Here is a 14,986-nt window from a genome sequence, read left to right on the forward strand (position 1 = left end):
GCAATAGGAACAATAATTATCATTGCAAGGATTAGCCTAAACACACTATTGGAGCCTATTGTAGGAAGTGCTCCAATTCCTTACACAATTACATTTAAGATTTAACATCAACACTTCAAAATATTTTTTGCATCAATTAACTAAGTCAATAAAAAAGTTACTTGCCTTCATTTCCTACTTTGCAGTATTTGCACTTTATATGTGAATTATGTAATTTTTAACAATGAGGATGTAAGATACAAACGCAAAAAGTTGAGCTATTTTACGTCATCGTTTAGCCTCTGCTGAATTCAGAAACAAGAATACATTTTACCATCTATTCAACGAGAGTTTGTTTGGACCCCTAATCAAATAGAATTATTGTTTGATTCAATAATGAGGGATTATCCAATTAGTACTTTTTTATTTTGGAATGTAAAGGCTGAAAATATTTCCAAATTTAAATTTTACCGATTCTTGTCCAACTATCATGAGAGGGATAAAAAGCATAATGATCCTGCCGAATTAATTGGAACAAAAGACCGAAAAGCAGTACTTGATGGACAGCAACGACTTACTTCACTCTATATAGGCTTGAAGGGTTCTGATTCAAGAAAAATCGCTAAGTACAATTGGAAAAGCGATCATGCTTTTCCTTTAAAAAGGCTATATGTTAATTTACTCAAAGGTTCTGAAAGTTCTGATAAGGAATTTGATTTTCGATTTTTAACTGAATTAGAGGTTCAATTATTTCATGAAAAACATGGTACTGAATTTCACTGGTTCAAGGTTGGTGATATTCTTGACATGAAAAGTGTTATGGAAATAATGAATTACTTCACCCTTCACCGGTTAATGGATACTTCCTTTAGAACAAGTGAACAAACCAGTTTTGCTTCAAAAACCTTATCAAAACTTTTTCAAGTAATTAATGAGCAAGAATCGATTAATTTTTTTCTTGAAAAAAGTGACAGCCTTGACAAAGTGCTACACATATTTATCCGAATAAATAGCGGAGGCACCAAATTGAGCTATTCTGACCTTTTGCTTTCTATAGCAACTGCTCAATGGAAAAAAAGAGAAGCTCGCGAAATATTACACAAGTTTGTCGATCAAATTAACAACATTGGTAATAAATTTAACTTCAATAAGGATCTTGTTCTTAAAGCGTGTCTTGTCCTTACTGATTTAAAAGATATTCGATTTAGAGTTGATAATTTCACCTCTGAAAACATGTCAATAATTGAAAATGAATGGGACGATATTGATTTGGCCATATCAACCACAGTTAGGCTAATTAATCAATTTGGATTTTCAGGACAAACCTTAACTGCAACTAACGCTATCATACCTATTGCCTATTTCTTGAAAAAGAATAATATCGGAGAAAAAATATTAACACATTCAGAACATCAAAAGAATAGGGACCTTATTAAAGAATGGTTGATGCGTGCATTACTTAAAAAGATATTTGGCGGCACTCCCGATAATTTATATCCTACCTATCGGGCAATTATTTCAGAAAATATTGGAACATTTCCTCTTCAAAAACTTATTGATAAATATAAAGGATCGAATAAATCGCTCGACTTTCATGAAGACAATATCGAACATCTACTAACTACTCAATATGGAAGTTCATTTGCTTTTATGGTGTTAAGCTTGCTTTACCCTCTAAATCATAATTATGTTTTCCACCAAGACCATATTCATCCAAAATCACTTTTTAATAAAAAGAACCTTGAGAGCATAGGTGTTAAAGGAGAAGACTATAAAGAGTTTATTAATAATTTCAACTCACTTCCGAACCTTCAACTAATTGAGGCCGTTTCAAATATCCAAAAAAGTGCAAAGCCATTTAATGAATGGCTTATTCTAACCCATCCTTCTCTAGAAAAACAGAATAGCTATAAAATGCTTCATTTTATTCCTGAAAGCATAAACTTAGAGTTAAAGAATTTTGCAGAATTTTTTAATCTAAGAAGGGAATTAATAAAAAAAGAATTAATGATAAGACTTAATGCATCGCCAAGATCAACTGCTACAGTTGAGGATGTCGCATTAATTAACCTTGAAGAAGAGTCAGAATGAACCAAAAAGAATTAGAAACTTATCTATGGGGTGCAGCCAAAGTGCTACGTGGCACCATTGATGCCGGAGATTACAAACAATACATCTTCCCATTATTATTCTTCAAAAGAATATGCGATGTGTATGACGAAGAATTTGAAAAAGCGTTGAAAGAAAGTGATGGAGATTTGGAATATGCCTCCTTTGCAGAACATCATCATTTTATTGTTCCTCAAAATGCACATTGGAATAAAGTTCGTGAAACTACCACAAATGTTGGAATGGCTATTCAAAATGCCATGCGTGAAATTGAAAAGGCCAACCCTGATACCTTATACGGTATATTTGGTGATGCCAGTTGGACTAACAAAGACCGACTTTCGGATGCTACTCTAATCAATTTGATTGAACATTTCTCTCAGCACAAACTCAATTTGAGCACTGTGGCTGATGATAAATTGGGCAATGCTTATGAATACTTAATTAAAGAATTTGCAGACGATAGCGGACATACTGCTGCAGAGTTTTATACCAACCGCACTGTAGTAAAACTCATGACCATGATTATGGACCCGCAACCGGGCGAGAGTGTGTATGATCCAACTTGTGGCTCAGGTGGACTGTTGTTGAACTGCGCTTTGCATTTGCGTGATGAAGGTAAAGAATACCGAACGCTCAAATTATACGGACAAGAAATTAACCTCATTACCTCGGCCATTGCGCGCATGAATATGTTTATGCACGGCATTGAGGAATTTAGCATTGTGCGTGGAGATACGCTTGCACAACCTGCCTTTTTAGAAAATGATACCCTTAAAAAGTTTAATGTCATCTTAGCTAACCCGCCATACTCCATTAAAGCCTGGGATCGTAAAGGTTTTGAAAATGATCCTTACGGAAGAAACCTTTGGGGAACGCCTTCACAAGGCTGTGCCGATTATGCTTTTCAACAACACATACAAAAAAGTCTGAACGATAAAAATGGGCGTTCCATTACGCTTTGGCCTCATGGTGTTTTGTTCAGAGATTCAGAATCGGATATCAGAATGAAAATGATTGAACAAGATTTGGTAGAATGTGTAATTGGCTTAGGACCAAATTTATTTTACAACTCTCCTATGGAAGCTTGTTTATTGATTACTAAAACAAATAAAGCCAATAATAGGAAAGGTAAAATACTTTTCATTAATGCTGTCCATGAAGTGAAACAAGAAAAAACAATTGGCTTTTTAGAAGATAAGCATATTGACAAAATTTTTAATGCTTACCAAAACTTTAAGGCCATTGAAAATTTTGCTGCTGTTGCCTCTTTGGATGACGCATTTATTAACAATGGAAACATGTCAATTAGCCTTTATGTGCGACCTGATAATACAGAAGCAAACTTTGCTTTATCATTTGAAGATGCTTATGAGAATTGGAATTCAAGTGGAAAAGAACTTAGAAATAGTATGAATGAATTATTTCAAATCATAGGAAAATAATAGAAGCAGTAATGAATCATACAATTTTAAAAATAGATAAAACTAACTGGAAACCTGTAAAGTTTGGGGATATCGTTGCAGAACCAAAAGAAATTTGTAAGGATATTGTTGCAGAAGGCATTGAGCATGTTGTAGGTTTGGAGCATATTGATACAGGTGATTTGCATTTAAGAAAATCGGCAACTATTGAAGAAAGTACTACATTCTCAAAGAAATTTAGAAAAGGAGATGTATTGTTTGGAAGGAGAAGGGCTTATTTAAAAAAGGCAGCCCAAGCTGATTTTGATGGAATTTGTTCAGGTGATATTACGGTGCTCAGAGTTAAAAAAGAATTGTCATCCGTCTTGCTTCCCTTTATCGTGAACAATGATAAGTTTTTTGATTACGCAGTTAAACATTCTGCTGGTGGCCTTTCTCCACGAGTAAAATTTAAAGATCTTGCGAATTACGAATTCCTACTCCCATCCAAAGCCGAGCAAGCCCGTTTGGCTGAATTACTCTGGGCAATGGATGAAGTGATTGAGAAGGAGAAGAGGGTGTTGGATAAGCTACAAATAGGCCTATCTGCAAAATCTTCCGACATCATTTGGAATTCTAAACATGAAATGAAGTCTTTAATTTCATTTGCAGAAAAATCAATTGGTAAATTTGTAGATGGTGATTGGATAGAATCAAAGGATCAATCTGAAGAGGGTATCAGATTGTTACAGTTAGCAGATATTGGCATTGGCGAATTTATTAATAAATCAAGAAGGTATATCAGCCATGAAACATTTAAACGATTAAGATGCTTTGAAGTTTTACCAGGGGATGTTTTGATTGCGAGGATGCCTGATCCAATAGGTAGAGCTTGTATTGTAGAGGACATTGGGTCAAAAATGATTACAGCTGTTGATTGTTGCATTGCAAGAGTCAATTCAAATGATTCTTCTAAGAAATATTTATTGTATTTATTGAATTCTTTCGAGTTTTTACATAAAGCAAATCTTTTAGCATCAGGGACTACAAGACAAAGGATTGCTCGAAAAAGTTTAGAAGAAATAGCAGTCCCAAAACCTATTTTAAAGACCCAATTAGAAATTGTTGAAAAATTGGAAATACTAGGTAATTGTATTTTGGAGGTTAAATCTAAAATCTCATCTTCTCAGTCCTTACTAAAAAGCCTCATCAACCAAATATTTTAAATATGGGATTTATTAGTAAGAAAAAATGCAAAATACCTAAGTCCATCCATTATCATCTAAAACTCGAGACAAGTAATAACCAACGCACTATTAAAGAAAAATCGATAAATAATGTTGTATATAAAAAATTCACTTTTCCAGTCACTAGCAATCACCCTAAAATATATATTGTTAAATCGGGGTCAGCGATAATTTATGTTGGATATACTCAAGACTCCATTACAAACAGATTAAGAATCGGACTATCACCCGGGCAGTGGAACGAAGAGAAAAATAGTAAATCAATTAATGGATATGCAGGTTATAAATGGAGAGTTCTGGATGAAGTAAATTATTATGTTTGTGTTTTTGAAGATATTAATACATCGGTTACCAAAGAAATGAAGTATCTGTTCGAAAACATTGAGGCTGAAATTGTTTTCAAGTTAAAAGCAAAGGGATATTGGCCAAAATACCAAAGCGAAATACATTTTTACAGCGAAATAAAGAATCAAAAACCGAAAACTTGTGAAGAGGTTTTTGGAAAGTCAATATCAGACGTGGCTCAACAAATTTTGGATAATTTATAGAACAATTGGATTCAACGAACTTACTAATGTAACAATTGAAAACAAATTTTCAGGTTGCAATAATATTTAATATTCCATATTCCGATATGGAATATTAAATATTAAAATATTGTATATTAACTAATAAAGTATTATTATTGCATATTCGAATATGGAATATGCAAATGAAAGAACAACAACAAACCTTAAGCCCGCTGGATATAGTTATCCTAATAAAGATAATTGCTTTAGGAGATAGCCCATGGTTGCAAAGTAACGTGGCTGAATCATTACACATCAGTCAATCAGAAGTCAGCAAATCATTAATGCGTTCCAAATATGCCGGGCTTTTAGATGCATCAGCTAAAAAAGTAAGCAGGCTAGCCTTAATGGAGTTACTACAATATGGTATCCGCTACATTTTTCCGCAGCAACCTGGTGCCATTGTTCGAGGTATCGCTACCGCACATGCAGCGCCACCACTTAACGCCAATATAAAAAGTGAAGAACCTTATGTATGGCCATCGGCCAAAGGTGATGTAAGAGGTCAAAGTATTTTACCCTTGTACCCATCGGTAATAGATGCTGTTAAAAAAGATGGTAAACTATATGAGCTATTGGCACTTGTAGATGCCATACGCGTTGGAAGAGCAAGAGAAAAGGAAATAGCCATCAAAGAACTGAAATCAAGAATTTTAGGAAATCCTGAATCCACTAATTCAAATCATGAAATATACTAATTGTAAAAATGGAAAATAGAACCATCAATATAGGTGTAGTGGCCGAAGTGGCTCAAGCTTTAAAGGATTTAAAAGAACAAATGGTATTTGTTGGCGGTGCTGTAGTAAGTTTATATACCGATGATCCGGCAGCTGATGAAATTAGACCTACAGCCGATATTGATATGACATTGAATGTGGTTAATTTAAGTAATTGGTCAGTCTTACAAGAAAAATTATCCTTACTTGGCTTTCATCCCGATCCATTTGGTCATGCCATTTGCAGTTATAAGTTCAAAAATATTCCGGTAGACATTATGCCTGCAGAAGATGGGCCATTAGGACCAGCCAACAAATGGTATAAGTTAGGGTTTAATAATTTATGGTCAGTAAAAGCCAAAGAAGAAGAAATTAAAATATTATCTGCACCCTGCTATTTAGCCACAAAATTTGAAGCATTTAATAACAGAGGAACAGATTTCAGAACAAGTCATGATTTTGAAGATATTATTTACATAATAGACAATAGAACCAGTATTGTAGTAGAAGTAAAAAATACGATTCCTGAAATTAAAAGTTATCTGCAATCTCAATTACGAAAATTGGAGGAAAACACTAATTACGAAGAAATTTTATCAGCCCATATTCATCCCTTAATTATTGCAGATAGGGCGCCAATTGTGAAGGAAAAAATCAGTCAAATATTAAGCTTATAAAATGGGATTTAACGAACTTAATAGCGTTGAACATTATATCATTCACCAACTATGTGGTGTGAATTTGAATAGTAATGTGGCAAAAGAAGCTAAAGTAGAATATGGTACACAATGGCAATATAAATCAGCTCCTGATTTAAATCGTTCGGTGAACGAGGTGCTCATCGAGCAAGAATTAAAAGATGCTTTAATTCGTTTAAACCCGGAAATAACTACGAAACCTGAATTGGCTGATGAAGTAATTTATAAACTGCGTGCAATTTTAATATCGGTAAATCAAATTGGGCTAGTCAAAGCCAACGAGGAATTTTTTAAGTGGCTGAGTGGAGACAAAACAATGCCATTCGGTGAAAATAATCGGCATGTACCAATTAGGGTTTTTGATTTTGAAAGCCTTTCACAGAATAGATACATCATTACAAATCAATTTCGTGTTCATCACCGTGAAACCAAAATACCTGATATTGTTTTATTCATCAATGGCATTCCCGTGGTGGTTGGAGAAGCAAAAACACCAATTCGGCCAAGTATTAGCTGGTTAGACGGGGCACATGAGGTTCACGAAGTTTATGAAAATACTATTCCTCAATTATTCGTTCCAAATATTTTATCCTTTGCAACCGAAGGCAAGTCTTTGTATTTTGGAAGTATTCGCTGCCCATTGGATTTTTGGGCTCCTTGGCGATTAGAAGATGATGATGAAAGCCTTGCACAAAGGTTAGGCTTAGGTGAAATTGGCAAGGAAATGGGTGATCTATTAAGCCCAGCTCGATTGCTTGATATACTTCAAAACTTTTCATTATTTACAACCAACAATAAAAAGCAACGCAGTAAAGTTATACCTCGTTTTCAGCAATATGAAGGTGCAAATCGCATCGTTGAAAGAGTTAAAGAGGGCCGTATTAAAAAAGGTTTGATTTGGCATTTTCAAGGTTCGGGTAAATCTTTACTTATGGTTTTTGCAGCGCAAAAATTAAGGCGAGCACCAGAATTAAAAAGTCCAACCGTTATTGTATTGGTAGATCGCACAGATTTAGATACACAAATCTCAGGCACCTTTAATGCTTCTGATATTCCAAATGTAGAAGCAACCGAAAGCATTAAGGATTTACAAAAAATGTTGGAACTGGATACACGTAAAATTATCATTTCGATGATCCATAAATTTCGTGATGCAAAACCCAACATGAATATGCGTGTAAATATTATTGTATTGGTTGATGAAGCTCACCGAACGCAGGAAGGTGATTTGGGAAGACAAATGCGAGCAGCCTTGCCAAATGCATTTTTATTTGGATTAACCGGCACTCCTGTAAATAAAGCTGATAAAAATACTTTTTGGGCTTTCGGTTCTGAAGAAGATGAAGGCGGTTATTTGTCTCGTTATACCTTTCAAGATTCCATTCGAGATGGAGCTACTTTGCCATTGCATTTCGAACCACGCTTGTTGGACGTTCATGTTGATAAAGATACTATAGATAAACTCTTCGCTGAATTTAAAGAAGATGCTGCTTTGTCTGATGAGGAGGCCGATGCCTTAAATAAGAAGTCTGCAAAAATGGCCGCCTTTTTAAAATCTCCTGAAAGAGTTGCAAAAATAGTAAGTGATATTGCTACTCATTTCAAGGAAAAGGTAAGTCCGCAAGGCTTTAAAGCCATGATTGTAACTCCAGATCGTTATGCTTGTGTTCAATACAAAGAAGAGTTAGATAAATATTTTAGTGTTGAAGCAAGTAAAGTAGTAATTTCTACAACTGCAAATGATAAGCTTGAATTCAAGCAAAAATGGGGTATTGACAAATCACAACAAGAACGAATTGTTGATGAGTTTAATGACCCAATTTCTGATTTGCAATTTCTTATAGTCACAGCAAAATTACTTACTGGTTTTGATTCTCCTATTTTGCAAACCATGTATTTAGATAAATCCATAAAGGATCATACTTTATTGCAAGCCATTTGCCGCACCAATCGTTTATTCCCAAGTAAAACATTCGGTCGTATTGTAGATTATTTTGGTGTATTTGATGACGCTGCGAAAGCATTAGAATTTGATGAAAAATCAGTAAAAGAAATTATTACAAACTTATCTGAACTACGTGGTCAACTGCCGCAAGCAATTAAGGATAGTTTATTTCATTTTGAAGGAGTAGATAGAAGTTTAATAGGGTTTGAAGGGTTAGAAGCAGCACAAAATGCCATCAAAACAGATGAACAAAAAGATGCCTTCGCTAAGGATTTCAAATTTTTAAGTAAGCTATGGGAGTCTTTATCACCTGATAACATTTTGAATTTATACCAAACGGATTACAAATGGTTATCGCAAGTATATGAGTCTGTAAGACCCCCAATAGATAATATTGGAAAATTATTGTGGATGACGCTGGGCGCACAAACTACAAAATTGATTCATGATAATATTCATGTAGGTGAATTACACAACCTTGATGAGTTTATTTTAGATGCAGATGTGATTGAGGATATTTTCAATAATCCAGATTCGAAAAACGCAAAGAAACTAACAAAAATTCTGATTAATCGGTTTAAGAAATTTGGAGATAACCCTACATTCAAAAAGCTAAGTGAACTGTTGGAAGAATTGCGTGATAAGGCGGAGAAAGGATTAATAACATCAATTGAATTTGTTAAAGAGCTTTGTAAAATAGCTAAAGATACAGTTCAAGCAGAAAAAGACTTGCAAACTGAGCAGCAAGGAAAATCACCAAAAGCAGCATTAACGGAATTATTCTTAGAATTAAAAACCGAACAAACACCATCAGTTGTTGAACGCATTGTATCCGACATCGATGCAATTGTTAGAATAGTAAGTTTTCCGGGTTGGCAAAAAACAACATCTGGCGAAAGAGAAGTACAAAAATCACTAAGGCAAGCACTATTGAAATATCAATTACATAAAGACCAGGTTCTTTTTGATAGAGCTTATGGTTATATTAAAGCGTATTATTAACCATATTAAGATTTTCAATTAATGAATTGGAAAATTAAATGTTGAAAGATTAACAAGAAAGCCAATGATGCAATTAACCGAAAAGCTAATTACAGGTCTCAAAACTGAGCTTCAAAATGCAGAAAAAATTTGGGTTGCAGTCGGTTTGTTAAATAAAGCAGGCCTTGATTTAATCTTAAAATCCATTCCTGCTAATTGCCGAATTAACTTTATTGTTGGTATCAATTTGCCTTCGGATCCTAAAGCACTCTTGAAACTTTTAAAGCATTGCATTGAATCTAGAGGTGAGGCTAAAATATCAACTGATAAATTTTTTCATCCAAAAGTGTACGTTATTGAACGAAAAGGTAGGTTAACAGCTTTTGTTGGATCTGCCAATGCTACAAATGGCGGCTATGTTGAAAACAGAGAAATGTCGATTCAAACAAATGACAGAAAGATTTGCATTGAGCTTATCAAGTGGTTTGAAAAAGAGCTAATTCCAAATTCAGAGAATATCACACTAGAATTTATTAAAGTATACAAGCCTAAATACGATAAGCGAATGCTAAGGCAAAGGCAAGATGAAAGTGATTTACTTAAAATAAAGCAAAAGGTTAAGGAAGGCCAACAGGCTGAAATGAAAAATGCGAAATCCTTAATCTCAAAATTGAAAATTTATCGTAAATCTAAAAAGTATTTAGAACACAAAGAATATCGAAAAAATGATATTAAGGGTTTAAAAGTTGACATTGACTATAGCAGGTTTACAAGATTTGATTTTGATACATTTTTCACAAAGAAGGGATTTTGCAGGGGAGCTCTCGGAAGTTTACAGGCAATTGTGATGAAGAGACAAATACTTAAAAACAAGCTAAAATTCACAAGTCTTCTAAAGTATATTTGTGATGATAACATACCAATTGACCAAAGAATAAACGAAGCACTTATTGGAAAATACTCAATGCCAGGAATAAAAATTGGATTTATTTCAAAGCTATTAACCTTACATAATCCTAAAAAGTACTATGTTCACAATGATAAATTTGTTGATGTGATAAAAAAATTTGGACTCACAATTCCAAGAGGAATTTCACCAGGCAAGAAGTATGAATTGACAAGGGATGTGCTAAAAAAAATATTAGAAACAACAAATATTGAAGATTTTGCGACTTTTGATTTATGGGTTGCTGTTCGTGAAGATTTCTAATACCCAATTTGCTTTAATTAATAATGTAGATATGGAATATTGTTGATTAGAATTAAATCTAAAAGCCTGCCTATACTAATTATAAAAGATGCTTAATCTTAGATAAAGCACAATGATAATAGTGAATTCCTTGATTTACTTTTTGTCATTTAGCCAATCATAAATCAAAGCACCAGCCAATAATATTCCAGTACCAACAACTAACCCCTTCGCATTTATATTAATTTGCGGTTGATTGACTATAGCTTTTTTAGGAATAGAATTTATAGATTTGGGCTTTGTCGGAAACATTTCTTCCAGTGGTTTCAATATAACCTTTGGGGCAGCTGTAATTTTTTTAAATCCAGCGAATTCAAACTTAAATTCCTCAACCTTATTTGTGTTTTTTTGATAAAGAGGTTCTTCAAAAATTTTGACTTCTGAAGCTGCACCAAATCTGCCTTCATGATAGGCTACCCCTTCAATAACCTTAATAATAAAATCGCAATTGTGAGTTAAAGACTGGTCACCTTTAAAATTACCTGATTTTGTTGCTTGTGTTATGGCCACGAAAGATTTGCTTGGGTTTTCATTTTTTAATAGTTCTAAAAACTCGCTCTCAATTCCAGCTACATTAATGCTGTCAATAAACACAAAATCAACTTGTTTCGTCTTTAAATAGATTTTTATTTCATCCTTATCTCTAGTTTCTAGTATAGTCATTTTACTTCCACCTATATCTTTAATTTTTTGTTGAAGTGTAACGCTCTCCCCTTCCTCCGCTGCGATGTAGACAACTCTGCCAAAATATTCTTCAAGGTAATCAGCAAAACGGATAGCAAAATTGCTTTTTCCACCTTTGGGTAAGCCCCAGATGATTGCAGAAAAATGCTTTTCGGGTTTACCTATCAATTCTAAAAACTTACCTTCAAATTTAAGGCTATCAAATTTTTTTTTTACCAAGTCATCCCCGCTAAATTCCTTACTGACTTTTTTCATATTGTCAGAAGGTATCTCCGGTTTCGCCCTAGAAATTGGATTGCTCTTATTTGCTTCATTCTCATCGTTCGCCAATCGTTCCGAACGCTTGCTGAATGTCTGTTCCGAACTGTTCGGAACGGTGCTATTAGCTGCTATTCCTTTTAAAAGCTTTTGCTCCTTCACATATGTATATCCAGTTGTTTTTCCTATTCCTAATCGAGTTGCAATTTCTCCATAACTTAGTCCTTGAAGGTGCAAAGCATAGGCTTGTTCTTGTATTTCCATTTTGATTTTCATTAAAATAATTATTCAAATATACGTTTTATTACTTTAATGTTATATATTTGCACTAACTTATTACTCACATACAGTCAACATGGATGAATCAAAATTTAAACTCGATGATATTAAGGAAAGAGTTTTTCACAATTTAAACCAAAAAATATTTTCGAAAGAATTTACACTAAAGGATTTAGGAGTTTCTGCTAGGGTACTTCAATATTGGTCGGTGAAAGGTATTACAACAGACGAAGAAAGAAAGGAAGATGAAAACCATAAATTAAACTTTATAGAATATGTGTGGATTAAAATTATTTTGGAATTACGAACCCTAGGTTATGCTATTCCTAAAATCAAAAAAGCAAAAGAAATTCTGCTAACAAAAATGCCGTTACCTAAAATTTTTAATGTAAACACGACCGAAGAAATAATAGAATTCATCAGAATAACGTTATCAAAAGCTGCTAAAAGCGAAATTCCAGTTGGTATAATAAAACCAACACCTGAAATTTTAAAGTTTATTCATGATACAAGAATATCCTATTTAGAATTCGCTATTCACTTAATGTTAATAAACAGGTCAGGTATTGATTTAGTACTTTTTGCGAATGGCGAAACCAAGTTGGTCTCTGAACTTGCAGATTGGAATAAGCCAGAAGAATTAAATTACATAAAAGAGAATACACACATCAGATTACCATTGCTAAAACTTATTATTAAATTTCTAGGCGATAGCACAAAGTTTGAATTTGTTAAGAAATATGCGATTTTAAATTCGGTAGAAACAACTGTTTTAGAACATTTACGAAAAGGGAAATACGATAAAATAACTATCCATTTTAAGAATAATAAACCCTTTGTTCTCGAAGCAAAGAGTAGGGTAAAATTAAGCGGGGAAGCAAGAATTTCCGACATTTTATTTAAAGGGGGTTATGAAAAAATTGAAATTGATACGGAAGGGGGAAATATTGTATACTCTTCTAAGGCAACAAAACATAAATTATAGAATACGCTACTGTTAAGCACTATAAATGACAGGAAATGAATACGTGTATCGTTAGTGTCGGACACAATTTTTTATGGGCTTCCTTATTGAATAAACAAGAGGCCAAGCATGTCTTAAAATCAGCATGCTATCAATCAATGAATGCAGAAAACTACTAAGTGAAGATTACCAGAAGCTTAAGGATGATGAAATAATGGAATTATGCAAGATGCTAGACACGCTTGCAGAGGTTGCAATTAATACCTATTATTATGATGGTAACAAAACTAAAACGGGCTGCACTAATGTGCAGGGTGAGCAGTGATGAACAAGTTAAAGGATATTCATTGGATCTTCAAGATGAAGCCTTGCGAAAACATTGTGAACGCCATAATATTGAAATCGTTTATACTTTCCGTGAAGACCATTCTGCAAAGGATTTCAACAGACCTGAATTTAAGAAATTCTTAACTTTCCTAAATAAGAACAAAGGTAAAGTTGATACTCTTTTGTTTACTACATGGGATCGCTTCTCAAGAAATATCACTGATTCGCTTATCATGCTTAGAAGACTTGAAAGCTATGGTATTACCTCTCATGCAATTGAACAACCCATTGACATGTCTATTCCTGAGAATAAAGCAATGCTTGCAATTTTTTTATGCTTACCAGAGATTGACAATGACAGAAGGTCAATTAAAATTAAAGGCGGAGTTAGAGCTGCTTTAAAAGCTGGAAGATGGTCAAGAATTGCTCCAATTGGTTACCTAAACACACGTGACAAGAACAATAAGCCGTTAATAGTGCCATCACCTGAAAAAGCTCCTTTAATTAGAATGGCTTATGAAGACGTTTTAAACGGAATTTCACATGTAGAAGTTATTCAAAAGCTTAAGTTAAATGGGTTAAAAACTAATAAATCAACTTTTTCAAGCTTACTGCGAAACCCTGTATACATGGGTAAAATTGAGGTGCCTGAAGAAGGAGAAGAAAAAACCACCTTAGTTGAAGGGCTGCATGAGGCCATAGTTTCGGAAGATTTATTTTGCAAGGTTCAATCCTTTTTGATTACCAAAAACAAAAGCAAGAACAAACCCTATTTTAATTCAAAAAGGGTGGAGCTTCCTTTGCGCGGTCAATTAATTTGTGCTCGCTGTGGCGAACACATTACAGGTAGTGCATCAAAAAGTAAAACAGGAAAAAGGCATTTCTATTACCATTGCAATCATTGTCACAGCATAAGAATGCCATCCGAAAAAGCAAACGACCATGTGCAAAACATTTTAAGGTTAATGAAATTTGAAGGAGATTTCGATGATCTCTACGCTGCCTTATGCAATAAAAAATTGAAAAATTCTAAGCCAATTGAAGAAAATAAGGCAAATAAAAAGGATAGAATTTCAGAGCTTAGAAACCGTTTAGCAAACACGCAAGACATGCTTGCTGACAAAAAAATTGGATTTGCTGAATACATTGAAATGAAAAACAGATACGTTTCAGAATTGGAGCAACTCGAAAAGGAAAGCAAAGAATTGGACATAATTTCAAGAGAAACAAAAGAGCGCATAAAACAATGTCATTCCATACTTACAAACCTCGACAACCTATATGAACAGGCAGACTTAGAAGGAAAACAGAAAATAGTGAGTTCGATTTTCCCTGAAAAAATCATATTTGGCGAAAAGAAAAGTCGAACTCCAAGATTAAATCAAGCCGTACTTCTATATCTCAATAATGACAAGCCATCCAAGAAAAGAAAAACCGAACAACTCTCTGAAATATTTGAGTTGTCCGGTTTAGTGGAGTCTACCGACCGAATGTCGAACCAAATGTGCCAAGAGATGTCTGCTCTTCTAGGTATAAAGAACTTTCTGTAAAATGCTCCTTTCATTAAAAAATCCAGAC

General features: G+C 34.0%; 11 protein-coding genes. 10 read left to right on the forward strand and 1 reads right to left on the reverse strand.

Annotated features, from left to right (window positions below; translation table 11 throughout):
- Positions 1–288: 288 nt before the first annotated feature.
- The 8 genes from IPP32_14495 to IPP32_14530 all read left to right on the forward strand — a co-directional run bounded on the left by IPP32_14495 (position 289) and on the right by IPP32_14530 (position 10,857).
- Positions 289–2,070, forward strand: coding sequence for a DUF262 domain-containing protein (locus IPP32_14495; protein ID MBL0049292.1), 1,782 nt, complete (start codon positions 289–291; stop codon positions 2,068–2,070).
- Complete coding sequence (locus IPP32_14500) at positions 2,067–3,533, forward strand: SAM-dependent DNA methyltransferase (protein MBL0049293.1); 1,467 nt, start codon at positions 2,067–2,069, stop codon at positions 3,531–3,533. Before IPP32_14495 ends, IPP32_14500 begins: the two co-directional genes overlap by 4 nt.
- An 11-nt stretch (positions 3,534–3,544) precedes the next feature.
- A complete protein-coding gene (locus tag IPP32_14505; GenBank protein ID MBL0049294.1) occupies positions 3,545–4,717 on the forward strand; it encodes a restriction endonuclease subunit S in 1,173 nt (390 codons plus the stop codon).
- A gap of 2 nt (positions 4,718–4,719) precedes the next feature.
- Positions 4,720–5,286, forward strand: a complete 567-nt coding sequence (locus IPP32_14510) for a hypothetical protein (protein ID MBL0049295.1) — start codon at positions 4,720–4,722, stop codon at positions 5,284–5,286.
- Between the two features lie 164 nt (positions 5,287–5,450).
- Entirely contained in the window at positions 5,451–6,005 is a 555-nt protein-coding gene (locus IPP32_14515; GenBank protein MBL0049296.1) for a hypothetical protein, read from the forward strand.
- A gap of 8 nt (positions 6,006–6,013) precedes the next feature.
- Positions 6,014–6,700: a hypothetical protein gene (locus IPP32_14520; protein MBL0049297.1), complete on the forward strand. Its 687-nt coding sequence runs from the start codon at positions 6,014–6,016 to the stop codon at positions 6,698–6,700.
- 1 nt (position 6,701) lies between these two features.
- Positions 6,702–9,668, forward strand: a complete 2,967-nt coding sequence (locus IPP32_14525; GenBank protein ID MBL0049298.1) for an HsdR family type I site-specific deoxyribonuclease — start codon at positions 6,702–6,704, stop codon at positions 9,666–9,668.
- A 64-nt stretch (positions 9,669–9,732) separates the two neighbouring features.
- Positions 9,733–10,857 carry a hypothetical protein gene (locus tag IPP32_14530; GenBank protein MBL0049299.1) on the forward strand — a complete coding sequence of 375 codons (1,125 nt, stop codon included), beginning with the start codon at positions 9,733–9,735 and terminating at the stop codon, positions 10,855–10,857.
- A 135-nt stretch (positions 10,858–10,992) separates the two neighbouring features.
- Here the strand turns inward: IPP32_14530 and IPP32_14535 are convergent, their stop codons facing one another.
- On the reverse strand, positions 10,993–12,102 hold the full coding sequence (locus IPP32_14535; protein ID MBL0049300.1) for a hypothetical protein: 1,110 nt from the start codon (positions 12,100–12,102) through the stop codon (positions 10,993–10,995).
- 91 nt (positions 12,103–12,193) lie between these two features.
- On the opposite strand from IPP32_14535, the gene IPP32_14540 reads away from it, so the two are divergent.
- Together IPP32_14540 and IPP32_14545 are read left to right on the forward strand one after the other, a co-directional pair.
- Entirely contained in the window at positions 12,194–13,102 is a 909-nt protein-coding gene (locus IPP32_14540; protein MBL0049301.1) for a hypothetical protein, read from the forward strand.
- A 251-nt stretch (positions 13,103–13,353) separates the two neighbouring features.
- Complete coding sequence (locus tag IPP32_14545) at positions 13,354–14,958, forward strand: recombinase family protein (protein ID MBL0049302.1); 1,605 nt, start codon at positions 13,354–13,356, stop codon at positions 14,956–14,958.
- Positions 14,959–14,986 lie beyond the last annotated feature (28 nt).

The sequence above is a fragment of the Bacteroidota bacterium genome, from assembly GCA_016721765.1.
Classification (GTDB): Bacteria; Bacteroidota; Bacteroidia; order UBA4408; family UBA4408; genus UBA4408.